The following is a 23,609-nucleotide window of genomic DNA, read 5'->3' as shown; positions in this document are numbered from 1 at the left end:
GCGCGCGGTGGCCGTCACGTGCGGGGTTTCGGCACCACCAGCGTCACCGTGGTGCCGCTCCCGTCCGTGTCGATCGACACGCCGCCGCCCATCTCGGTCGCCCGCTCGCGCATCGTCACCATACCCCAATGCCCCGGACGCCGTCCTTCGGCGGTCACGAGCTCCGGGAGGCCAACGCCGTTGTCCTTCACCGCGACGACGAGATCGGCGTCGCCGTAGCGGAGCGTCACTTCGATGGCCGTGGCCTGCGCGTGCGAGAACGCGTTGTTGAGCGCCTCGCGCACGATGTCCATGACGGCCAGGTGCGCGACGTCGTCGAGCGGCGTCTCCTGCCCCTCGACCCGCAGGTGGAAGCTCGCCGCGCTCGCCGAGCCGTAATCCTCGCCCACCATCGCGAGGGCTTCGGACAGCGGCATGCGGTACGACGCGACGCTCCGCAACGCGATCACGCGCGCCCGCGCCTCCATGATCAGCGACGACAGCTGGTCGGCGACGGTGCGGAAACCCGATCGCAACTCATCGGGCGCCCGCTTGTCGCGTTCCCAGGCGATCACCCTCAGCATGACGCCCGCCATGCCCTGGAGCATGGAATCGTGCAGTTCGCGCGCGATGCGGTCGCGCTCGCGAAGCTTCGCGTTGGCGGTCGCCTCCTGCCGTCGACGCACGACGGCCATCCGGAAGAGATGCCCCGCGAACGCGGCGGCGACCACGAGCACGACCATCAGCGCCGCGAACCAGCGCGTCTCGAAGAAGGCGGGCATGGAATCGACCGGCGCCGACAACACACTGGGCGACCAATCCCCCGTCGGCCCCCTCGCCTGCACTTCGAGGCGGAAGCGACCGGGTGGGAGATCCGCGTAGCTGATGCGCGCCTCGTCCGTGGCGTGGCGCCAGTCCGGGTCGACGCCGACGAGCCGATAGCGAAGGTCCACGAACCCCGGATCGCTGAGCGACACCCCCGCGAGCTCGGCGTCGATCGCGCGCGACCCCGGCTGCAACACGCCACCGGCGAGGATCGACGCGCCCTTTCCATCGCGCATGTCCAGAAGAACAGGGGCCGCCGCGCTCGCCGTCGGAACGTGTCGGGGATCCACGGTGGCGAGGCCCGAAACGCCGGCGACCCAGAGCAAACCATCCGACGCCAGGTTCAACGTAGGCAGTGGGCGGACCTGCTGGGCGCCACCCGGCAGGCCATCGGCGGTGGTGAGGATGGCGTACGGAAGGACTCGCGTCGGGTCGTCACGCAACGTGGCCAGGTCGCCCGCCGCCACGCGTATCAGGCCCCTGGCCGTGTTGAACCACGCGTCTCCATCGGGCGTGCGGACGATGCCTGTGACGCCACGGAGCAGTCCACCGCGACGAAGCCGCAGCGGGCTGAATGTTCCGTTCTCCACGATCCCGGCACCCGTTTCGCCACCGACGAGGAACGGATCGCCCGGACTGATCGCGTTGATCGCGCCGATGGACGGCACGCGGCTCATCAGCGGTGCCGACGTGGGACCCGGCGACAGCGCCGCCAGCGCGCCATCCGCGTAACCGAACCACGTCGTCCCATCGGGCCCTCGCGCACCGCTCATCGGATAGACGGTCGGGAATCCCTCCTTCGCACCGACGTGACGCCAGTTCGTGCCGTCCACGAGATAGAGTCCCTCGTCCCGGATGCTCACCCAGAAGCGACCCGGTGCCTGCGGCAACACGATCTGCGCGGGATGCACGGGAGCGGCAGGGCCGACGCCGGGCCGTTGCGACATCGTCTCGATCGCGCTGCCCGTCACCCGGTACATCGCGTCGTCGCCCACCAGGACCGCGCTGCCGTCCGGAAGACGCGTCAGTGCCGAGATGGCCTTCTCCCCTCCGATCAGCTCGACGTCCTGACCATCGATGCGTCCGATCTTGTTGTATCCGCCGCGCGTGTACGTGGTCACCAGCGTCGTACCGTCCGCGCCCGGCGACACGCCGAACCAGCCCAGTCCCCTCTCGAAGGCCGTGATGGGTTGCGCGACCGACTTGTGCAGGCGGATCAGTCCCTGCCGTGCGCCCACCCAGATGTCACCGGTCGCGTCGCGCATCAGCGTGAGGGCGGTCAGGTTCCCTGCCGGAATGACGGACATCCGCGTCGGGCGGCGTCCTTCGCGCATGTCGGCGACGGCGGTGTCGAAAGGCGCCATGCAAAGGCCGTCGCATCCCTGCTGCACCGTCCAGAACGTGCCGTGCGGATCGAAGAGCGTGATGTGGTTGGTATTCACCGGCGCGGGCCGCGTGGGCATGCGGATGCCGGGGACCTCCGTGTACTTCCGGTACGTCACCCAGAGCCTCCCGGTCGGGTCGCCCACGAGCTGGCCGCCGAAGCCGGGTTCGGCGAGCTTCGCGACTTCGACGAAATGCTGCGAGCCTCGCGGCAGGCGATAGATCGCGTCCCCGGCGGCGGTGAGCATGCCGCCCTCGGCGTCGCTGGACGGGGTGTCCATCTCGCCCGAGGGCAACGTCCATTCGGGCGCTTCGCAACGCTTCCAGCGATCGCCCTCGAGGACGTACAGCTGGTCGTTCGCGGTGACGAAGGTGCGCCCGTCGGCGTGCACGAACGCGCCATCGATACCGCTCGACGGCAACCCGGTCGGCACGCTGACCGTGCGCCCGTCCGCCGCGAGATGGATCTCGACCGCATCGCCGTAGAGCACCCATAGGCCGCCCTTCGGGTCGGGAACGACGTCGCGGACCTGGCGCGACGCCGGCAGCGGCCGGGGGGCCACGTCGTATTCGGTGAAGCGATGACCGTCGAAGCGGAACAGACCGTTGTTCGTTCCCAGCCAGAGCGTGCCGTCGGTCGTCTGCGCGATGTTGCCGACATCCTGCGGCGCACCCTCGGACGCGCCCCACACGGTGACGACGTATCCCGGAACCTTCACTTCCTCGGCGGCCGCCTCGGTCCAGGCCGAAAGGCCCACCGCGACGATCGCGAGCGCAGCCAGGAAAACATTCATCCGCCGATCGATCCCATGTCTCACATCGCACCCCTGAACGTCGCAAGCACGCAGACGCGAATCGTGCGGTCGACTATCGGGGTGCTTCCCTCGACCCGTCAATAGACCGTGCGAACGGCGCCTCGCACCCTTCCCGACTACCAGCCCAGAAGCACCTGCACGCTGCCGTAGTTGCCGTGGGACCCTCCGGCCTCGCGGATCGTCCGACCGGCGCGGAAGTGATCGCCTTCGATCGAGAACGTGACGCCCGGGCGCCACTTCCAGTCGAGACGGACCTGTCCATACATGCCCGTCCACTTCGATCCCCTGCCCGCGGTTCCCGGCAGCGCGAGGTTCGGCTGAACGTAGATGGCGTCGGAAGTGGTGCGCCGCCACTGAAGTCCGACCGCGCCGAGCAGGGTGAGGGTCGACGTGGGTTTCACGGTGAGGCTCGGTTTGACATGGACGAGGTTGACGTAGCCGGTATAACCCGCGAGCGAAAAGTAATAACCATTCGGGAAGAGCGGGTTGAAGGTTCCCAGACGACCGTCGCCCGCGTGCCGGTCTCCGGACGCGGTGTCGAGCTGGAGGCCCAGCCGTGGCGTCCAAGCCGTCTCCGTCAGAGTCCACCCCGCGCGGGTTCCAAGCGCCCATGCCCGAACCCTGGCATCGCCCACCCTGCCATGCTGCCGCATGCCCTCGAGATCCCAGTCGAGCGAGCCGTGCTTGCCGGCGAATCGCACGTCGTCGACCTGGCGGCGCTCGTTTCCGCGCGCATCGAGGAAGCTCGCGCCATCGGCGTCGTACCAGGCGTGGTAGTACGACAGTTCGTTGGTGCCGAGCACGTGCCGTTCGACGCGGATCATGTGGAACCGGTGATCCGAACCGGACGTGTCGTCGAACCCGCGGTCGTCGCGGTACTGCACCGGATGGCTCACGAACGCGATGACACGCCACGGGCCGCGCTCGAAGTTGGCCCAGAGCGCATCGAACGACTGACGCACGTTCGGTCCGTCTCGCAGCGATACGAAGCGCTGCAGGTCGAGGGCGAAGTCCTGGCGCCCCGCGCGCACGCGAACGGTGCCATCGAGCCACTCGCCGCGCCAGGCGACGAAGGCCAGACGGACGTCCGCGTGGTTCCGGTCCGTCGGACCCCAGCTCGACTTCGCGAACGGACGCGCATCCTCCAGCTGCACGAAGGCGAGCCACGGCGCGCCCCAGTGCAAGCCTGCATGTACCTGGAGCCGCTGTAGCAGATACGTATCGTCGTCCCGGCCGATGCCGAACGCAGGCGCGTCGTTGCTCTCCACCCGTTCGCGCAGCAGCGCGCCGAAGGTGAGGTAATGATCGCCTCCGGGCCCGACCGGCACGTATTTCAGCGCATCGCCCGGGTTCCGGGGCACCGCCGGGTCGGCGAGCACGGACCAGTCCTCCTGCCAGCGATTGGGCAGGACGACCGGTCGGTCCGGCGTGCTCACGAGGCCGTCGTTGGTCGTGGCCTTTTCCTCGGGCACGTCCTGCGCCGGGGCCGCCGCGGCGAACAGCAACGCCGCGACGATCGATGCACCGGCTCGTTTCATTGCCCGCTGTGAATCTCGGCGACATGGCCGCCGGGGAACTGCACCATCGCGGCGCGACGATCGCCTTCCGCATGCGCGTCGACCACCACCTTCGCACCGCTCTCTCGCGCACGCGCGAGCGTGGCATCGAGATCGGACACCTCGTAGCCCGTCAGTTCCGTTCCATAGGGCCAATCCAGATGGCCGTCGGTGACCAGCACGGTCGCCTTACCGTAACCGGATGCGATGCGGATTCGCCGATACGTTCCGTCCTTGCGGCCGAGTTCGGCAGCCGGCGCGTCACGAACATCCGACACGACCTTGCCGTGGGCGAATCGAACGAAGGCATTGACGAACGCATCGGCCGATCCGGCGGGGAGGTAGATGCGATTTTCGGGCACGTGCTCGAACGCCGCGTAGGCCGGTTTCTTCGTATGCCAGTAGAGCTGCATGTTGACGCCGCCGGGCCAGGTCACGATGGCGTCGCGTCCGATCGGATCGTCGAACGGTGCCACGAGCGTCGCCGCGCCGGCCGCGTTCGCGGCCCTCACCGCGGCGTCGAGATCGGTAACGAGATAACCCGTGCGCTCGAGGCCGAACGGATACGGAACCGGCGTACGGAACCCGAATACCGATACCGTGCCGACCGGCGTCTGCACCAGCTGGGAGGACGTACTCGACGGTGTCGGCGTGACGGTGACCACCACTTGCCGGGTGGACTGGCCGCCGAACGTGGCCGTGAAGCTCCGGACGAACGCGTCGACATCGGACGGCGCCACATAGACGTGGGTCGTATCGTACTGCGCACCGACGGCATAGTCGGGCGTCGAAGCCAGGCTTGCCGAAGAGGCCAGCAGCGCCAGGGAGGCGAACAGGGAGTGAAGGCGCATGGGAAGAGTCCGTGTGATTAGGAAGAAGACAGACCGTGGGCCATCGCTCGCGCGTGGACACCGATGAGGTGGGTGACCGAGGGTGGGCTGCTGCCCCGGTGGAACGCCAGGGCCTCCGTCTGGAGGTCCGCGCCCGCATGGCTGAAGCGCTCGTGCTGTCGGAGGTGTTCCGCCCACGATTCCACCATGAACCACTCGACGATCCGCTCGGGATTGCCCGAGTCCTGGGTCACCCCCCAGGCATAGGCGCCGTCACGCAGGCGCTCCATGGAGAAGCGCTCGAGGACGGCGAGGAAGGCGGGCAGACGATCGCGCGCGATGTCGTACTCCACGAGGATGAGGACCGGGCCGCGATCGTTGGCTACCGGCTCGGCGACCAGCGGTTCGGCCCATTGGTGCGCCGAGGTCAGGTCGAGCTCCGCGGAGGGCAAGGGCATGGCGCGCATGATGCACGCGGCGACGACGAGGCCCAGCGCGCTGGCCAGCAGCGCGGGACCGACGCCGATCGCTTCGGCGAGCGCACCCCAGCCGATGCTTCCCGCGGCCATCGCCCCGTTGAAGACGGTGAGGTACACCGCGAGCGCCCTGCCCCGCACCCAATTGGGCAGGATGCCTTGGGCCACGCCATTGAACGTCGTCAGCGACATGATCCATGCGCCGCCCAGCACGAGCAACGCGAGCAGCGCCACGAGCTTGTCGGGTACGAGTGCGAGAACGGCCATGACCAGCGCCGAGAGCAGCGACGCACCGAGCAACAGGGCGTCCGCGCTGCACTTCGCGCGCATCTTCGGCAGCAGCAACGCGCCGCCGATGGCACCGGCGCCGACGGCGCCCATCAGCACACCATAGAAGCCCGCGCCGCCATGAAGCGTCCCGCGCGCGACCAACGGCAACAGTGCCCAGACGGCGGAGGCGAAAGCGAAGAACACGGCCGCGCGAATGAGGACGACGTGCAGTTCACGGCTCGCCTTGGTATAGCGCAGCCCCGCACGGAAAGCACCCAGGAAGTTCTCCGGCAGGGCGGTCTCGGCCGCCGTCTTCCGGCGCCACCAGACGAGCGCTGCGATCACGAGGAAGTAACTGCAGACATCCGTGCCGTACGTCACGGCCGCGCCCATGCCGGCGAGGATCAGGCCACCCGCTGCCGGCCCGATGGCGCGCGCGATGTTGATGCCGAGCGAGTTGAGCGCGACGGCGTCCTTCAGTTCCTTGCGCTCGACGAGCTCGGGCACGATCGATTGCCAGGTAGGTCCGATCAGTGCCGCCCCGATCCCGCCGACGAACGTCAAGGCGATGAGCGCCGCGATGCTGAGGTTGCCGGTGGCCGCGAGCATCATGAGCGTCGCGCTGACACAGGCGAGAAGGACCTGCACGGCGATCAGGAAGCGGCGACGATCGAGGATGTCGGAAAGCACTCCGGCCGGAATGGCGAGCAGGAAGATCGGCAAGGAACCGGCTGCCTGGATGAGCGACACGGCGGCGGGGCCGCCTCCCAGTTCGGTCACCATCCAGGAACTGGCGATGTCGCGCATGAACGTGCCGGTGTTGCCCAGCACCGTCGCCACCCACAGGATCGCGAACGTGGCGTGCCTGAGCGGCGCCAGACTGTCGGAAAGCCCACCCTTCTCAACGGCCATGGAGACGTCCCCGCAGATCGAGCCAACCCACATGGATGAAGGCGCCGGCAAGGCCGACGTGCTCGAAGAAACCGTTCATCGACATATCCCGTGCCGGTCCCGGGGGTTCGTGCCACCAGGCGTTGGCGAGAAAGCTCGCCGCGACGGTGAAGGCCGCGAGCGCGAAGGCGCCGAGCCAGCGCAGCCGGCCGGTGAGAATGGCGACGGAGCACGCCACCTCGAACACGATGAGGCCTGCGGCGACGAAGCGCGGTGGCGACAGACCGAAGTGCCGCACCTCTGCGACGGCCGCATCGAAGTCGACGAGCTTGCAGAAGGCGCCCTGCAGGTACGCCGAGCACAGCGCCAGCAGCGCGATCCACAGCACGAGGTCCATGCGCACGGGGACAGGCCGGCTCATACGGCCCAGCACGCGCAACCGAGCGCGCCCCAGAAGCTCTTGAAATCGTCCACAGGCAGTGGCGCCGCATGTGCGCGGGCATGGTCGTGCCCATGCACCGAGCAACCGCTCGCGCAGCCGCAGGCCACGGCCTGCCCGCGTTCGGCCCCTTCCATCCGTGACGCCCGTGCGGCCCATGCCGCATAGCCGCCGTAGGCGTTGACGGGCGACCAGTCCGGCATCGCGGCAGGCACGTCGCCTTCGTCCAGCGAACCGAACGGGCCAGCCGCATAGACCACCTTGCCGCCCACCATGGTGAGCAGCGACGTCGTGCCGACGATGTCGTCTTCGGCGCACGCGAAGAAGTCGCGGTCGGGAATGATCAGATCGGCGAGCTGACCTTCGGCGATGCGCCCCTTCCGGCCTTCCTCGTTCGAAAACCAGGTGACGTTCTCCGTCCACATGCGCAGGGCCTCCTCGCGATCGAGGCAGTTGCGCTGAGGATACAGACGCATGCCACCCACGGTACGGCCGGTCGTCAGCCACGCAAGCGATACCCACGGGTTATACGACGCGACGCGCGTCGCGTCGGTCCCGGCCGATACCTTGACGCCGGCCTCGAGCATTTTCCTGATCGGCGGCGTCGACTGCGCGGCACCGATGCCGTATCGCTCCACGAAGTACTCGCCCTGGTAGGCCATGCGGTGCTGCACGGCCACGCCACCCCCGAGGGCCGCGATACGGTCGATCGACGCATCGGAAATCGTTTCGGCGTGATCGAAGAACCAATGGATGCGATCGAGGGGAATGTCCTGCGCGACCTTTTCGAAGACGTCGAGCGCGCGACTGATGGTCTCGTCGTACGTCGCGTGCAGCCGCCATGGCCAGCGGTTCTGCGCAAGGATCCGGACGACCTCCTCGAGCTCGCCCTCCATCTCGGGCACCATGTCGGGCCGAGGCTGTCGGAAATCCTCGAAGTCGGCTGCCGAGAACACCAGCATCTCGCCCGCGCCGTTATGCCGGAAATAGTCGTCGCCTTGTTGATAGGTCACCGACTTCGTCCAGGCGAGGAAGTCCTCCTTCTCCTGCTTCGGCTTCTGCGTGAACAGGTTGTAGGCGATACGGATGGTGAGTTGCCCCGCCTCGGACAGCTGTCGCACCACCGCGTAATCGTCCGGCCAGTTCTGCGAGCCACCGCCGGCGTCGATCGCCCCGGTGACGCCGAGGCGATTGAGCTCGCGCATGAAATGCCGGGTGGAGTTGACCTGGTATTCGAACGGCAGCTTCGGTCCCTTGGCCAGCGTGGCATAGAGAATCGACGCATTCGGCTTCGCGAGCAGCAGTCCCGTCGGGGTGCCGCTGGCGTCGCGCAGGATTTCACCGCCTGGCGGGTTCGGCGTGTCCTTCGTGAAACCGCAGACACGCAGCGCCGCGGCGTTGAGAAGCGCCCGGTCGTAGAGATGAAGAATGAACACCGGCGTGTCCGGTGCCACCGCGTTGAGTTCGTCGATGGTCGGCAGCCGCTTCTCGACGAACTGGTGTTCGGTGAAGCCGCCGACCACGCGGACCCACTGGGGCGGCGGCGTGATCTCGACCTGACGGCGAAGCATCCTCATGGCGTCGGCGAGGCTCGGCACACCGTCCCAGCGGAGCTCCATGTTGTAGTTCAGCCCGCCGCGGATGAGGTGCAGATGATTGTCGATGAGGCCGGGAAGCACGCGGCGGCCGCCGACATCCACCACGCGCGTCCCCTCTCCGGCCAGCGCAAGCACGTCGTGATCGCTACCCACTTTCAGGAACCGCCCACCATGGATGGCGACGGCTGGCACCGTGGGCTGGCGGCGATCGAGCGTGGTGAAAAGGCCTCGATGCAGGATGAGGTCCGGAACGGGAACATGCGACATGGTGACACTCCGGCGGGGTCAGACGGCGTCGTCGTCGGAACGGGTTGGCTCACGCTTGGTGATGGCGAAGGTCTTGCTGTGCCAGAGGTTGGCCCAGACGTCCGGGTGGCCCTTCGCCCACGACACGGCCGCCTCCCCTGCGAGCATGCCGAGGAGGCCGATCAACGCGATCATCGGCGGCGCCGGGGAGCGGACGCCGAAGCAGCCGTACGCGATGCCGACCGCAAGACCGAAGCCGAGAGAGACGAGGTAGGGCGTCATGGCCTCAACCTGCTTCCGAGGCGTGCTCGCCCAGCGCCCATTTCGAGAAGCGGACCTGGATGCCATACGGCGTGAGCGCACGCAGGATGTCCATGACGCCTTCGTAGGTTCCCGTGCGCGCCCAGTCCTGCTGCAGCTCGAACATGAATTGCAACGTGGTCATCGGTACCGCGCCGGCCTGAACCATCCGCTGCACGGCGCGCTCGTGCGCCTCGACGCTGGTGTCGCCGCATGCGTCGGTTACCACGATGACTTCGTACCCTTCGCGCAGCATGTCCAGCGTGGGGAAGTTCACACACGCCCCCGTCCACAGACCGGCGAGCACGAAGCGCTTCCTTCCCGTCGCCGCGACCGCCTTGCGAAAGTCCTCATTCAGCCATGAATTGATGGAGGTACGGTCGATCACGTCCTGTCCCGGGAAGACGTCTTCGGTGACTTCGGGCATGAACGGACCGGAGAAGCTGTCCTTGGCCACCGTCGTCAGGATCACCGGAACCCTGAAGAGCTTCGCCGCGCGCGCGAGGATCTGCACGTTGTCCATGATGGACTTGCGGTCGTGACTCTGGACGCCCTGGAACATCGCCGGCTGGAAGTCGATGAGCGCGAGCGCGCAGCTGTCCGGCGTGATGAGTTCGTTGAATGGCATGGAAGGAGACCTCGTGGATGTATCGCGGGACACTCCCGCGAGTGCATGCACGATAGGCAGGCGGACCCACGTGCGAATAGAAGCTTTGGAATCCGTCGCGCCGCACGTTTCGCAAAAATCACGCCTGGCGAAAAAAACCCCGCTGCTGCGCGACCGATACCGCGTGCGCCCGATTGTTCGCGCGCAGCTTGGCCATGGCATTGGACAGGTATTCCTTGACGGTCTCGGGCGAGAGACCGAGGCGCGACGCGATCTGTTTGTTCTCGAAACCCATCGCCACTCCTCTGAGAACGTCGAGTTCGCGTTCGGAGAGCACCTCCTGTCCCTGGAAGTTCGCCAGCTGCTGCGCCACCTCCGCGTCGATGCGCTGCTCGCCGCGATGGACCGCACGGATGGTGTCGATGAGGTCGGCGCCGGTCGCGCTCTTCAGCAGATACGCCTGCGCGCCGGCGTTCAGCGCGCGTCGCGCCACGCAGTCACCGGCGAATGCGGTGACGACGACACTGCGCGCACCGGGATCCAGTTGGCGGATCCCGAGAATCACGCGGTCGCCGGGAAAATCCGGCAGCATCATGTCGACGAGCGTCACGTCCGGCCGATGCATGCGAAACAGCGAGATCGCCTCCTGCCCGGTCGCCGCTTCACCCAGCACGTGCAGATCCGGGGCGCCGGAAAGAATGGCGACGAGGCCCGCGCGGAACACCGGGTGATCGTCGACGACGAGGATGCGGATGGGCGGCGTGGGTGAAACCGGGGATGCGGGGTCCAGTGCGGGGTCGAACGGTGGAGCGGTCATGGGTGGAACGGGCGGGCGCTGCAGGAAGGTGTGCGGTACATCGGGTTCGATGACGCCTGAATGAAATGGAAAGGTGGCTCCGGACGGTTGCGGATCGGATGCTAACCGCGCACGTCGATGCACTGACCCCCTGTATGGGGGGTCTCTTTTCGCAGCGTCGGAAACCGAATGCGTGCAGGGCGTCCGGTGCAACGACGTTTTAGTCGGAATGTCACTTGCGCAGCCACAGGCGCGGCCAATCGACGGCGCGCGCACGCTCGCATACTGCACCGGCCGCCGCCGAATGCCGCACCATGTCCGTCGTAAAGTCACTCGCTTCCCGCTCCCGCGTTCACACGTGCACGCGACGTGCCGCCCGATGGGTGCGGATCGCGCTTTCCCTGCTGCCAGGCGTATGCGTCGCGGATGATTTTCTTGCCGGCGGCCATGCCGACGGGTCGCTACGCCTCTACGACTACCACCGCATATACGCGGCGCCTGCCATGCCCGACGCCGCCGCCTTCGCCACCGCGTTGCTCGTCAACCTGCGCACCGGGGAGGCCGATGGCTTCTCCGGTGCGATGTCGTTGGCTTATGCCAACGCCCTCGGGACACGTAACACGCCGGCCAATCGCGTCGACGTGACACTCATGGGAAGGAAGAACGCGATCGGTACGGTCAGCCAGGCCTACGTGCAGTACCGCGCGGCAGGCTGGACGTTACGCGGAGGAGATCAGTACCTCGACACCCCCTGGCAGGGCGTGAGCGATTCACGCCTGATTCCCGCGGCCTACCGCGCCCTGAGCGCGCGCTTCGACGCCAGCCCCGGCCTCTCGTTCCAGTTCGCGCGCACGTTCCGCTGGAAGAGCCGCACGTCGGAGCGCTTCTTCGCGGACAACCTCTACTACCCCACCCGCTTCGATGGCGATCCGATCTACGGCGGAAACGCGTCGTTGCCTGCCGATGCGCGGGCGTACGACGGCACCTGGCTGGTCGGCGCGACCTACCGGCACGGCCGGTTCAGCGGACAGACCTGGCTCTACGATTTCCTGCGCTTCGCCCGCATGGCCTACACCGACGGCACGTTGACGTTGCCGGCCGTGGGCCGTGCCACGCCCTTCGTCTCCGCGCAGCTCGTCGAGGAATGGACGACGGGCGACAACACCCTCGTGGACACCGGAACGAAGCTTCTGGGCGTGCCCGGGCGACGGGTGCGAAGCGAAGTGCTCGGCGTCGATGCCGGTGTGCGCGTCGGGCATACGCGTGTCGATGTGGCCTGGAACCGTATCCTCCGTCAGGCCGGAGGAACGATCGGCGGCGGTGCGCTCGTGTCGCCCTTCACGGCGACGTACGCCACCGACCCGCTCTACACGACCTCGATGCTCAGGGGACTAGTCGAACAAGGCCCGGGGTACGCATGGAAGGCGAAGGTCGCCCAGCAGGTCTTCGGTGAACGGCTGCAGGTGGTGGCGGCGTACACCCGGTACCGCACGCTCTACCGTGGCGACAGCCACGACGTGTACCTCGACGTGATCTACCGTTTCACCGGCGCCCTGAAGGGGCTGCAGCTACGCAACCGCTGGGAACGCTCGACGGGCGGAACGAACAACCTCAACCCCCGCAACCGCCCCTTCTCGTACAACCGCGTGATGATCTCGTATGCGTTCTGAGGGCCGGGCGCATCGGTGAATCCGGCCATGCAAGCCGTCAAGCCAGACGGCCCGCCCCCGGATATCCTCGTGGCCAGTTGGTTCCCTGGCACGGTCATGACGTCCACCGCGATCCGCATCCTCGTCGTCGACGACCATCCCCTGTTCCGCGCCGGCGTCGTGGCCATGCTCGCCGGCGAGCCCGGCATCCTCATCGTCGGGCAGGCCGGAACGGCGGCGGAAGGTATCGAGCTGTTCCGCGCCATGCGGCCGGACGTCGCCGTCGTCGACCTCAAGCTGCCCGACATGGACGGCGACGAGGTCGTCGGCGCCATGCGCAGGATCGAGCCGCTGGCCCGCGTGATCGTCCTGACCACGTATGGCGGCGATGCCGCGGCGCGGCGGACGCTTGCGGCGGGAGCCCAGGCCTACCTGCTGAAGACGGCGCTCGCCAACGATCTGATCGGTGTCGTCCGCGACGTGCATGCCGGGCAGCATCGCGTCTCCGCGGAAGTCGCCAGGCGTCTTTCCGAGTACCGCGGCGACGAAGACCTCACCGAACGCGAACTGTCCGTGCTGCGCGGCGTCGCCGCCGGGATGGAGAACAAACAGATCGCGCGGCACCTCGGGATAGCGGCGGACACGGTGAAAGAACACCTCTCCCACGCCATGGCGAAGCTTCGCGCGACCAACCGTGCCCACGCGCTCTCCATCGCGCTGGAACGAGGCTATCTCGCCTGATTCACGGCGTCCGCGTGTAGTTGACCGGCACCCACGCGTAACCGGATGCCGTGCGCCGGATGTGCCCGAGGCCGGGGAACGAGACGTGCGCCGCGGCCACCCAGTAACCCTTCGCCACCGCCTCGTCCAGCGCGCGCTTGCGCGACGTGGCCGCCGCTTCCTCGTCCACGTCGTAGCGGATCGAGGCGCCGGGCTCCGCGAGCTGCACGGCGGCGACGTGCACCGTATCGCCCCACGCGAGCAGGTGTTCCGACCCGCTCGTGACGAGGTACCAGGTATGCCCCGGCGTATGTCCGGGCGCCGGAATGGCATGGAATCCCGGCAGCACGTCGGTTTCTCCCTGGAACGTCGCGACGCGCCCGGCCTTCAGGTAAGGCCCGAGGGAGTCCATGGCGCCGGGAAACATCGGCAGGAGGATGTCCTTGACCTTGCGCTCGTTGGCCGTGTCGAGCCAGAAATCGGCATCGGCCTTGCTGACGTGGACCGTGGCGTTGGGGAACAGCATCGTGCCGTTGCGGATCAGTCCGCCGACATGGTCGCGATGCAGATGCGTCAGCAGGATGTCGGTGACGTCTTCCGGACGATAGCCCGAGGCGAGCAGCGCCGTGGGCAGGAACCCGCCGTCGCCCGCGTACAGGGGGCCGGCGCCGGTGTCGATGAGCACCAGGCGATCCGCGGTCTTCACGAGGAAGGCATTGATCGAACCCTGCACAGGCGAGGCAAGGTACTCGGCCTTCAGCAGACCGTCGACCTTCGCCCGATCCACATGCGTCAGGAGCTCGTCGGCGGGGAACGGATGCGTGCCGTCGAGCAGCGCGGTGACCTCGTCCGCGCCGACGCGCATACGATAGAAACCCGGCCCCTGCGGGCCGATGCGCACGTCGCCGGCGGCGGCGACCGCCGTCGTGAGCAGGAGCGCGACCAGGAGCGCGACGCGTTTCATGCCGCACCCCCTTTCCATCCGCCGAGAAAATCGAGCAACAGGCGATTGACGATCTCCGGCTGTTCCTCCTGTGGCAGATGACCGCACTGGGCGATCGGCTCCGCGCGAAGGTGCGTCGCCATGCCGCGCCAGACGGCCGCCATGTCGAACGTGCCGCCGACGGCTTCGAAGTCGGCCCCCCAGATCGACATCGTCGGGCACGCGATGAGGCGGTCGGCGTCTTCCTGGTCCTGCAGCACGTCCTCGGGCGCCGCCCGATAGTCGGCCATGGCGCCGCGCACCGCGCCCGGTTCGCGATACGCCGCGACGTAGGCGTCGAAGTCCGCGCCCGCGATGGTGTGCGGGTCGTAGCACCAGTCGCTGAAGAAGTGGCGTAGCCAGACGTCCTCGCGCCCCGCGATGAGCGCCTCGGGCAGGTCGGGCACCTGGTGGAAGGTGAAGAACCAGTAGGCCTTCGCGACCTTCGCGTTCATCGATGTCGCGACGATCCGCGTCGGCACGTTGTCCATCACCACGAGACGATCCAGACGATCGGGATGATCCTTGGCGAAACGCGTCGCCACACGCGCGCCCCGGTCGTGTCCCACCAGCGCGATGCGATCGATGCCCAGATGGTCGAGCAACGCGATCAGGTCGTTCGCCATCGTGCGTTTGTCGTAGCCGGACGCCGGCTTGTCGGTCTTGCCGTAGCCGCGCAGGTCCGGCGCGATGACGCGGTACGTCTTCGCCAGCACCGGGATTTGGTGACGCCAGGCGTAGTTCGTCTCGGGGAAGCCGTGGAGGAGGACGACCGGCGCGCCCTCCCCCGCTTCGATGAAATGCTGGCGGATGCCGTTGGCCTTGACGGTATGGTGTTTCATTGCGCTTCGACGGAAACCAGGACGAGTTTCAGCGTAACGACACGAGAGAAGCCGCAATAGCACGAATGGAACGCCCGTTGGCCCGGCGTGAGCACGCGCGTAGCACGATCGTCCGCCTCGTCTTCCTGCAAGCCCGATGCCCCTGGTTGGCCTAGCGTGTGGCGATCGCTTCCCGACCCACCGTCGCCTGCTCCATCGAAGGAACCATCATGAACGCCACGTCACAACCCGCACCCACTATCGTCCTCATCCACGGCGCCTGGGCCGACGGCTCCAGCTGGAGCGCCGTGATTCCCCGGCTGCTCGCGAAGGGCCTGAAGGCCGTCGCCGTGCAGAATCCCCTCACCTCACTCGCGGACGACGTCGCCGCGACGAAGCGGGTGATCGATTTCGTCGACGGGCCGGTCGTCCTCGTCGGTCACAGCTGGGCGGGATTCGTCGTCACCGAGGCCGGTGAGGATGCGAAGGTGAAATCGCTCGTGTACGTCTCGGCCTTTTCCGGCGATGTCGGTAACACGACCGGAGAGCTGGTCGGCAAGTATCCGTCGCCGCCGGCACTCGGCGGGATCCGCGATGACGGCAACGGCTTCGTCTATCTCTCCGAACAGGCGTTCGTCGACGACGTCGCACAGGACCTTCCGGCGGACACGGCGCGGCTTCTCGCCGCCACGCAAGGGCCTCTCGCCAAGAGCACGTTCGCCGATGCGTTGACGAAAACCGCATGGCGCACCCGCCCGTCGTGGTTCATCCTCTCGACGAGCGACCGCGCGGTGTCGCCGGACCTCCAGCGCGACGCGGCGAAGCTGATGAATTCGACCATCACGGAAGTCCCGTCGAGCCACATGTCGCTCCTGTCCCACGCCGACGCGGTCGTCGATGCCATCGTGGCCGCCGCCGAGGCGGCCACGCGAGGCTGAGCGAAAGCACGGAAGAACAAGGGCGCCCACGGCGCCCTTGTTCCTGCTGCTCTTACGGTGCGATGGGCGTCCACGTGTAGCCGCTTGCCGCCTTGCCCACCGTGCCGATCCCGGGGAACGCGATATGCGCTCCGGCGACCCGGTACCGCGAGGCGCTAGCTGCCGAAAGCGCCTTCTCGCGCGTTTTCACCGCGTCCGCGGGCTTGCTGTCGAAGTGGATCGTGACCTTCGGATCGGGAAACTGCGCGACCGCGAGATGGATGACGTCGCCCCAGACGAGCAGCACCTCGCCGCCGTTCTCGACACGGAAGCCACTGTGGCCTTCGGTATGTCCGGGCTCGCTCACCGCGGTGATACCCGGACCGACATGCTCGCCCGCGGTGAACGTCCTGACGTGACCCGCCGCTTCGTAGGGCCCAAGCGCCATCGGTACCGCCTCGAACGTGTTCTTCACGGAGCCATCGACCTTGTCGAGGTTGCCGCGGTTCTCCCAGAACGCCTTTTCACGGGCGTCCACGCGCACGGTAGCGTTCGGATACACCATCCGCCCACGGTCGACGAGTCCGCCGACGTGATCCGCATGCAGGTGCGTGATGAGTATCTCGTCGATCTGATCGGGGCGATAACCCGCCGCCTGAAGATGCTGGTTCACCTGGCCGAGCGTGGGCCCGAGCAGCACGCCGGATCCCGTATCGATGAGGATGCGTTTGTCGCCGGTGTCGATGAGGAACGCGTTGACGGAGGTCGGCACGTCGTCGCCGAGGTGCTCCTTCGCGAGGGCGTCCCGGACCTCGCCCTTGTGGGCGTCGATCATGAGCTTCGACGCCGGGAGCGTGAAGCTCCCGTCGGAAAGCGCGACGACGGTGATCTCTCCGAACGGCATTTTCAGGAAGCCGGCGGAGGCGGCATCGCCCGCGTGCGCCACGGACGCGGTTGCCATTGCTAAGCAGAAGGTGGTCGCGGCACGCAGGGAACAGGATCGGATCAGCGAGCTGGGAGTCATGGTGAGTTTCCGTCGATTCGGTTGAGCGAGTGAGGTGAGGGACGCCGTGCGACGTTGAGCAGCAGCGCGCCCACGGGAAGCACACCGCCGAGAACGCACACCGCGGCCCAGCCGCCATGACCCCATGCCGTGGACGCCGCGAGCGAACCGAGCGCGCCGCCCACGAACATCGTGGTCATGAAGAGCGTGTTGAGACGGCTCTTGTACTCGGGGTGCAGGCCGTAGATGAGATGCTGGTTGGAGACGAGGGAAATCTGCACGCCGAAGTCGAGCACGATCACACCGACGACGAGGCCGGCGATGCCCTGCCAGAACCCGAACACGAGCCAGGCGACGATCGTGGACGCCGCGCCCAGCGCGATCACCGGTGCCGGCCCGCGACGGTCCGCCATGCGCCCTGCCACGGGCGCCATGGCCACGCCGACCGCGCCGACGATGCCGAACAAGCCCGCCGACGCAGCACCGAGATGGAGAGGTGGCTGGGCGAGGCGAAGCGCGAGCGTCGTCCAGAACGCCGAGAACGACGCGAAGAGCAGCGCCTGGGTAAACGCCGCGCGCCGCAGCACGGGCTCGTGACGCCAGAGGTGAACCAGCGAACCGAACAGCTCGCGATAGCGAACCTTCCTCACCGGATGGTGTGCCGGAAGCGTCCGCGCCATGAGCACCGCACCGAGGACGGCCAGCGGCACCGCCAGCCAGAACATCGCGCGCCAGCCCGCGAGGCTCGAGACGAGACCGGCGAGCGTGCGGCTGAGCAGGATGCCCGTGAGCAGGCCGCTCATCACCGTGCCGATGGCGGCGCCCCGTTTCTCGGGCGCGGACAGGATGGCCGCGAACGGCACGATCTGCTGCGCGACGGTGGCGGCCGCGCCGACCAGCACCGACGCGATGGCCAGCACGGCGAGTCCCGGCGCCAGCGCCATGATCACCAGGGCGAGCGCGAGCACGCCGAACTGCACGACGATCAGCCTGCGCCGCTCGAGCATGTCGCCCAGTGGCAGCAGGAACAGGAGACCCGCGGCGTACCCGAGCTGGGTGAGCGTGGGGATCCAGCCGCCCACGCGGGCGTCGTGGAACGCGCCCGACATCACACCGAGCATGGGCTGGTTGTAATAGATCGACGCGACCGCGAGACCCGCGGCGAGCGCCATGGCGAACAGCGTGCCCCGACCGGGGCCGCCGACGGATTGGGTGGATGACGACATGGTGCACTTCCAGGGAACGAATCAGGGGACGCATGCTACGCGCTGGACGGGCCACGCGTGACACCGCGACATCATGGCCATAGGTGGGGAACGAGCGGCAACCGGAGCAGACGACGGCCGGTGGCCTGTGCGACGGCCGACACGAGGGCCGCCGCGGTGGGTCCCTGCGCGATCTCGGCCGCGCCGAGAAACGGCATGCCTGGCTGGTCGATCATGTGCACGTCGATGCGCGCCGGCACCTGCGGAAAACGCAGGATGGGATAACTCTGCCAGTCGACGCTCTCCACGCCGACGGCGCCGATGCGCACCTGTTCGTACAGCGTCCAGCTCGACGATTGCACGATGCCGCCTTCGATCTGGTTCGTCAGGCCGTCGGGATTGACGATCTGGCCGCAGTCGACCGCCGTCACCACGCGATCGACGCGGACGGCCCGCCGGTCGGGATCGACCTCGACTTCCAGCGCGATCGCGCAATAGCCCATCAGGTTCTTGTAGCGGGCGAAGGCGAAACCCACGCCGCGGTTCGGCGGCAGCGCCGGATTGGCCGTCCACCCGAACGCCTCGGCCGCCCGCTGGATGACCGCCTTCGCACGCGGGTCGTCGAGCTGCGCGAGCCGGTAGGCCACGGGGTCCTTCCCGTGCGCGGCGGCGAGCCGGTCCATCATCGCTTCGATGGTGACCACGTTGATATGCGCGCCCAGCGAACGCATGGCCGACGTGCGGAACGGCATCTGCGTGACGAAGTGCATGTCGACCCGCACATCCGGCACGCGGTAGAGCGGGACGGCGTTCCGGTCCGCGTCGCCCTCCGGTTGCGGAATGGGCGACGGAGGCGACGGCGCGATCGACTGGCTGACGAGCCAGGCGGGAAGCAAGCGGCCGGGGTTGGTGATGCGTTCGTTGTGCGGCGTGCTCCAGAGCGCGTGACGCCACGCCGTGAGCGCGCCGTCCGCGTCTGTCGCGACCTCGAGGCTCGTCTCCATGGCCGGCCCGAGCGGTTCCCAGCCGGCCTCCTGGTCGCGCATCCACTGCACCCGGATCGGCGCGCCCGGCATGCGATGCGCCAGCAACGCCGCGTCGGCGGCCACGTCGTCGGCGCCGTTGTGACCGTAGCAGCCGGATCCCTCGACGTGCACGCAGCGGACCTGCTCCTTCGGCAGGCCGAGCAGGCCCGCGATGCCCGCCCGCAACGGGAACACGCCCTGGCTGTGCGTCCACACGGTGAGAATGCCGTCCCGCCAGACCGCCAGCGCGCACGATGGACCGATGGACCCGTGGAGCACGTACTGCTTCGTGGCTTCGACACGCTCGACGCGCGCACCGGTCGACGCCGCCGCCGGCGCGGCGTTCGCCACGGGCGCCGCCTGATGCACCTCGCCGTCAACGCCCTGGCGCGTCGTGACATAGTCGAGCCGGGGAAGCGTCTTCAGCACGTCATGGATGGTGGCGTTATCCGGAAACGTCTCCGTCTGGCGCCAGCGCGCCGACGCCTGCAGCGCGCGCATCGCGAGCACCGCCTGCCATTCGCCACGCGCGACGACGGCGAGGTAGTCGCCGTCATGGACGACGCGCACCACGCCCGGCATTCGCGACACGGCATCGACGTCCGCCGAGACAAGCGTCGCTCCGTGGTTCGGCGGCCGCACGACGCGCGCATGGAGCATGCCGTCGGGTCGCATGTCCTGCACGTACGCCGCGCCGCCCGTGACCTTGGCGAGGATGTCGACGCGCGGAACGCTCTTGCCGATGTAGCGATAGGCCGAAGGATCGGACGGAGGCGACGTCTCCGTGGCCATGCGATGCAGGTCGAGACCGGCCGCGGCGTCCTCGTAGGTGAGTTGCCTCCCGTCCGGGGCCTTGATGACGCCATTCTCGAGCACGAGCCGTTCCGGCGGCACGGCGAGCTTGCGCGCGGCCGCGTCGACGAGCATCGCCCGCACCTGCGCCGCCGCGTGGAAGATGGCGGTACCGCCGTCGGCCATCGTGTGCGACCCCGCGGTGTAGCCTTCGTCGGGCGTCAGCGCGGTATCGGCCGTGACGAAGCGGAAACGCTCCAGCGGCAAGGCCAGCTGGTCCGCCGCCACCTGCCACAGGGCGGTTCTCACCCCTGTGCCCAGTTCGACCTTCCCGCTGCATACCGTGACGCCCGAAGCATCGATCCGTATCCACGCATCCAGCATCGGCTCGATCTTGAGGTCGCCCGGCAGCTTCGGATTCAGGATGGTGGCCCCCAGCGTGTTCTCCTGCCCCGCGCTCACACGCAGGGAGCCGAACAGCGCGAAGCTGACCATCAGACCACCACCGGCCAGGAAAGCGCGACGGCTCCTGCTGACGGGTTCGTCCCTATCGGTGGTCATGATGCCGGCCCCTTCTCCCCGGCGCGGTGCAGTTCGCCCGTGGCGGCGACGGCCCGTATCGCGTCCAGGATGCGCATGTGCGTGCCACAGCGGCACAGATTGGGATTCATGTGCTCGCGGATCTGCTGTTCCGTCGGATGCGCCACGCGCTCCAGCAACGCCTGGGCCCGCACGATCATGCCCGCGATGCAGTAGCCGCACTGCACGGCCTGCCGGTCGATGAAGGCCTGCTGCAGGGGTCCTGGCTTCTCGGGTGTTCCAAAGCCTTCGACGGTGCGGACCCGACGACCGGCCGTGGACGACACGGGATAGAGGCAGGAAAAGACCGGCCGATCGTCGACGAGCACGGTGCACGCACCGCACTGCCCCATCCCGCAGCCGAACTTGGCGCCGTTGAGCGCCAGTTCGTTACGCAAGACATAAAGCAGCGGCGTGGCGGGGTCGACGTCCACGCGATGCGTCGCACCGTTGACGGTCAGTTCAATCATGGGACAGATCCTTGCGTGCGCGACGCACCTCGTCCCGCACATCGGGCCAGGGCGGCTGGCTGGTGGTCGACCGCAGATAGACGACGAGATCGGCGATCTGGTCGTCCGTCAGGTTGTCCGCGAAAGCGGGCATGTACGCGGTCGGCTTCGGGTGCGATGGCCACGGGATGCCCTGCAGCACCATCATGATGGCGTTGCGTGGCGTCGGGCCCTGGAGCGCGGAACTGGCCGCCAGCGGGGGGCGTCCCAGCTGGGTTTCCATGGGACCGCCATCGCCGTGGCACGTCGCGCAGACCCCATCGAACAGGGCATGCCCCCGTGCGAGCTGCGAGGCATCGGCCACCGCGCCCGCCTTGGGTGCCGTCGGCGGCTGCGAGGTCTGAATCGTCATCAGGTAGGTAGCGATCGCGTGCACATCCTCCGGCGGCACGTCCCCGAGGTTGTCAGTGACCGGCCGCATCGGGCCCGCCGACGCCCCGTGTTCGCTCGCCAGACCGGTGGTCAGGTAGGCCGACAGTTGTTCCACCGTCCACGGGCGCGGCGCGTGCGCGAGCACGTCGAGCGCGGGCGCATGCCATCCGTCGACATCGCCGCCGCCCAGGTACCTGCCGGATTCGCCGCCGATGATCCCGAGGGCCGTGTGGCACGACGAGCAATGGCCCAGCCCCTCGACGAGATATCGACCGCGCTCGCGCGGCGAGGCATCCAGGGCCGGTGCCGCGCCGGGTCGCAGGTAGAGCAGGTTCCACACGGCGAGCGCGGGACGAAACCGCAACGGAAGCGGCAGATCGTTGCGCGGCGCGGGCGCGTGCACGGCCGGCTGTGTCATGAGGTACGCGTAAGCGGCCCGAAGATCGTCGTCGGTGACCTTCGTGTAATGGATGTAGGGAAACGCGGGGTAGAGAAGATGCCCGTCGCGCGACACGCCATGGCGCATCGCACGCATGAAGGCATCGAGCGACCATGCCCCGATGCCCGTCTCGACGTCGGGCGTGATGTTCGTGGTGTAGATGACGCCGAACGGTGTCCGGAGGCCAAGGCCGCCCGAGAACGCCGGGTGGCCCTCCGGCGAATGGCACACGGCGCAGTCGCCGAGCGCGACCACCGTTCGTCCTTTCGAAACGAGTTCCGGCGTGATCGCGATGTCGGGCGACTTCACCGGCGGGATCGCGGGCTGCCATGCGATCGCCGCGAAGACGATGACGCCTGCGAGAAGTACCGCACCCGCCACGTATCCTGTTCGTCTCCAGCGCATCGTTCCGGTCCCGGTTCTTCGGGCGCACGCCCCATGTACCCGGCATGCTGCTACAGCGGGCGCGCGACGGATTGAACGAATGTCAGTCGTCAGGACTTACATGACGTACCCTGCCGACCCTCACCCCGGATCCGTTGAACATGTGTGATCGCATGACACCGATCGTGCAAGCTCGTTCGGAACGCACGCGCTAGGATTTCGCGGTCGCCGGGCTTCCGGCTCTTTCACTGGCGCGAGCATGGCAGCGGATATCGTCATCAGGGACGCGCCCGACGAGGGGCGCTTCGTGGCCGAACTGCGCTCGCAGACAGCGAGCGCGTGGTACGAGCGCACCGGCCGCGTGCTGCGCTTCCATCGCGTCGACATCTCCCGAAGCCTCGAAGCCGATGGCGTGGGGACCCAACTCATGCGCGTGGCGCTGGCGCAGGCGCGCGAGCAGAACCTGCTCGTGGAGCCCGCGTGCGCCTTCGTCGTCGACTACATGCGGAAACATCCCGAGACGCAGGACCTGCTCACGAGCGACGGATGGCAGCTGCTCCGCCGATGACCCACGCCATCCGCATCCTCGTCGTCGACGATCATCCGGTTTACCGCGCCGGCATCGTCGCGCTCATCGACAGCACGCCGGACATGACCGTGGTGGCGGAGGCCGAAGACGCTCTCATGGGCATCGCCGCTTTCGAGCGGACGCGCCCCGACGTGACGCTGGTCGACCTCGTCATGCCCGGCACGGACGGCGTCGGCGTCATCAAGGCCATCCGCCTGATCGACCCCGCGGCCCGCGTGGTGGTGCTGACCACCTACGGTGGCGATACGCAGGCGCGCCGGGCGCTAGCCGCCGGCGCGCAGGCCTACCTCCTGAAGACGACCGCCGGCAACGATCTGGCCGCGGCGATCCGAGGCGTGCACGCGGGGCGGCACCACATCTCCGCCTCCGTCGCCAGGGATCTCGCCGACCACCCGGCGACGAAGGTCCTCAGCGAACGGGAGGTATCGATCCTTCGCGGAGCCGCCGCGGGCCTGGAGAACAAGCAGATCGCGGAGCGCCTCGGCCTTTCGCCGGAGACCATCAAGGAACACCTCTCCCACGCGATGAGCAAACTGCACGCCAACAATCGCACGCATGCGGTGGCGATCGCGATCGAGAGGGGCTTTCTGAGGTAGGGCGAGACGACCGCGT

21 protein-coding genes are annotated in these 23,609 nt (G+C 67.9%); 5 read left to right on the top strand and 16 right to left on the bottom strand.

Features of this window, described 5'->3' with window-relative positions:
* Positions 1-14 precede the first annotated feature (14 nt).
* From BMY69_RS12350 to BMY69_RS12310, 9 genes are all read right to left on the bottom strand, one after another.
* Positions 15-2,981, bottom strand: coding sequence for a sensor histidine kinase (locus tag BMY69_RS12350; RefSeq protein WP_090178597.1), 2,967 nt, complete (start codon positions 2,979-2,981; stop codon positions 15-17).
* A gap of 137 nt (positions 2,982-3,118) precedes the next feature.
* Positions 3,119-4,540 carry an alginate export family protein gene (locus BMY69_RS12345; protein ID WP_090178595.1) on the bottom strand — a complete coding sequence of 474 codons (1,422 nt, stop codon included), beginning with the start codon at positions 4,538-4,540 and terminating at the stop codon, positions 3,119-3,121.
* Positions 4,537-5,409 carry a VOC family protein gene (locus BMY69_RS12340; protein WP_090178592.1) on the bottom strand — a complete coding sequence of 291 codons (873 nt, stop codon included), beginning with the start codon at positions 5,407-5,409 and terminating at the stop codon, positions 4,537-4,539. Before BMY69_RS12340 ends, BMY69_RS12345 begins: the two co-directional genes overlap by 4 nt.
* A gap of 17 nt (positions 5,410-5,426) precedes the next feature.
* Positions 5,427-7,046 carry an MFS transporter gene (locus tag BMY69_RS12335; protein ID WP_090178589.1) on the bottom strand — a complete coding sequence of 540 codons (1,620 nt, stop codon included), beginning with the start codon at positions 7,044-7,046 and terminating at the stop codon, positions 5,427-5,429.
* Positions 7,036-7,446, bottom strand: a complete 411-nt coding sequence (locus tag BMY69_RS12330; protein WP_090179400.1) for a DoxX family protein — start codon at positions 7,444-7,446, stop codon at positions 7,036-7,038. Before BMY69_RS12330 ends, BMY69_RS12335 begins: the two co-directional genes overlap by 11 nt.
* On the bottom strand, positions 7,443-9,329 hold the full coding sequence (locus BMY69_RS12325) for an amidohydrolase (protein ID WP_090178586.1): 1,887 nt from the start codon (positions 9,327-9,329) through the stop codon (positions 7,443-7,445). The genes BMY69_RS12330 and BMY69_RS12325 overlap by 4 nt, the downstream gene beginning before the upstream one ends.
* 18 nt (positions 9,330-9,347) lie before the next feature.
* Entirely contained in the window at positions 9,348-9,590 is a 243-nt protein-coding gene (locus BMY69_RS12320; protein ID WP_090178583.1) for a DUF1427 family protein, read from the bottom strand.
* A 4-nt stretch (positions 9,591-9,594) separates the two neighbouring features.
* Complete coding sequence (locus BMY69_RS12315; RefSeq protein WP_090178580.1) at positions 9,595-10,236, bottom strand: hydrolase; 642 nt, start codon at positions 10,234-10,236, stop codon at positions 9,595-9,597.
* A gap of 118 nt (positions 10,237-10,354) precedes the next feature.
* Positions 10,355-11,155, bottom strand: a complete 801-nt coding sequence (locus BMY69_RS12310; RefSeq protein ID WP_255364541.1) for a response regulator transcription factor — start codon at positions 11,153-11,155, stop codon at positions 10,355-10,357.
* Between the two features lie 359 nt (positions 11,156-11,514).
* Here BMY69_RS12310 and BMY69_RS12305 point away from each other — a divergent pair, with 359 nt between their 5' ends.
* Together BMY69_RS12305 and BMY69_RS12300 are read left to right on the top strand one after the other, a co-directional pair.
* The gene (locus BMY69_RS12305) at positions 11,515-12,681 is read left to right on the top strand and encodes a TraB/TrbI/VirB10 family type IV secretion system protein (protein WP_090178575.1); all 1,167 of its coding nucleotides are present in this window, start codon (positions 11,515-11,517) and stop codon (positions 12,679-12,681) included.
* 69 nt (positions 12,682-12,750) lie between these two features.
* The gene (locus tag BMY69_RS12300; RefSeq protein WP_177191159.1) at positions 12,751-13,401 is read left to right on the top strand and encodes a response regulator; all 651 of its coding nucleotides are present in this window, start codon (positions 12,751-12,753) and stop codon (positions 13,399-13,401) included.
* Between the two features lies 1 nt (position 13,402).
* On the opposite strand, the gene BMY69_RS12295 is transcribed toward BMY69_RS12300, so the two are convergent.
* Together BMY69_RS12295 and BMY69_RS12290 are read right to left on the bottom strand one after the other, a co-directional pair.
* Entirely contained in the window at positions 13,403-14,344 is a 942-nt protein-coding gene (locus tag BMY69_RS12295) for an MBL fold metallo-hydrolase (RefSeq protein WP_218143166.1), read from the bottom strand.
* On the bottom strand, positions 14,341-15,204 hold the full coding sequence (locus BMY69_RS12290; protein WP_090178569.1) for an alpha/beta fold hydrolase: 864 nt from the start codon (positions 15,202-15,204) through the stop codon (positions 14,341-14,343). The genes BMY69_RS12295 and BMY69_RS12290 overlap by 4 nt, the downstream gene beginning before the upstream one ends.
* Positions 15,205-15,413: 209 nt before the next feature.
* On the opposite strand from BMY69_RS12290, the gene BMY69_RS12285 reads away from it, so the two are divergent.
* Positions 15,414-16,121: an alpha/beta fold hydrolase gene (locus BMY69_RS12285; RefSeq protein ID WP_090178567.1), complete on the top strand. Its 708-nt coding sequence runs from the start codon at positions 15,414-15,416 to the stop codon at positions 16,119-16,121.
* A gap of 52 nt (positions 16,122-16,173) precedes the next feature.
* Here BMY69_RS12285 and BMY69_RS12280 read toward each other — a convergent pair whose 3' ends face one another.
* The 5 genes from BMY69_RS12280 to BMY69_RS12260 all read right to left on the bottom strand — a co-directional run bounded on the left by BMY69_RS12280 (position 16,174) and on the right by BMY69_RS12260 (position 22,429).
* A complete protein-coding gene (locus BMY69_RS12280) occupies positions 16,174-17,124 on the bottom strand; it encodes an MBL fold metallo-hydrolase (protein WP_177191158.1) in 951 nt (316 codons plus the stop codon).
* The gene (locus tag BMY69_RS12275) at positions 17,121-18,329 is read right to left on the bottom strand and encodes an MFS transporter (protein ID WP_090178563.1); all 1,209 of its coding nucleotides are present in this window, start codon (positions 18,327-18,329) and stop codon (positions 17,121-17,123) included. The genes BMY69_RS12280 and BMY69_RS12275 overlap by 4 nt, the downstream gene beginning before the upstream one ends.
* Before the next feature lie 71 nt (positions 18,330-18,400).
* Complete coding sequence (locus BMY69_RS12270; protein WP_090178561.1) at positions 18,401-20,686, bottom strand: xanthine dehydrogenase family protein molybdopterin-binding subunit; 2,286 nt, start codon at positions 20,684-20,686, stop codon at positions 18,401-18,403.
* A complete protein-coding gene (locus BMY69_RS12265; protein ID WP_090178559.1) occupies positions 20,683-21,174 on the bottom strand; it encodes a (2Fe-2S)-binding protein in 492 nt (163 codons plus the stop codon). The genes BMY69_RS12270 and BMY69_RS12265 overlap by 4 nt, the downstream gene beginning before the upstream one ends.
* Positions 21,167-22,429, bottom strand: coding sequence for a c-type cytochrome (locus BMY69_RS12260; protein WP_090178557.1), 1,263 nt, complete (start codon positions 22,427-22,429; stop codon positions 21,167-21,169). Before BMY69_RS12260 ends, BMY69_RS12265 begins: the two co-directional genes overlap by 8 nt.
* Positions 22,430-22,667: 238 nt before the next feature.
* On the opposite strand from BMY69_RS12260, the gene BMY69_RS12255 reads away from it, so the two are divergent.
* Positions 22,668-22,976 carry a GNAT family N-acetyltransferase gene (locus BMY69_RS12255; protein ID WP_090178554.1) on the top strand — a complete coding sequence of 103 codons (309 nt, stop codon included), beginning with the start codon at positions 22,668-22,670 and terminating at the stop codon, positions 22,974-22,976.
* Entirely contained in the window at positions 22,955-23,593 is a 639-nt protein-coding gene (locus tag BMY69_RS12250) for a response regulator (RefSeq protein ID WP_090178552.1), read from the top strand. The genes BMY69_RS12255 and BMY69_RS12250 overlap by 22 nt, the downstream gene beginning before the upstream one ends.
* The last annotated feature ends 16 nt before the right edge of the window (positions 23,594-23,609 follow it).

It is taken from the genome of Luteibacter sp. UNC138MFCol5.1, from assembly GCF_900110505.1.
Lineage (GTDB): Bacteria > Pseudomonadota > Gammaproteobacteria > Xanthomonadales > Rhodanobacteraceae > Luteibacter.
This window is presented reverse-complemented; position numbering and strand designations above follow the sequence as displayed.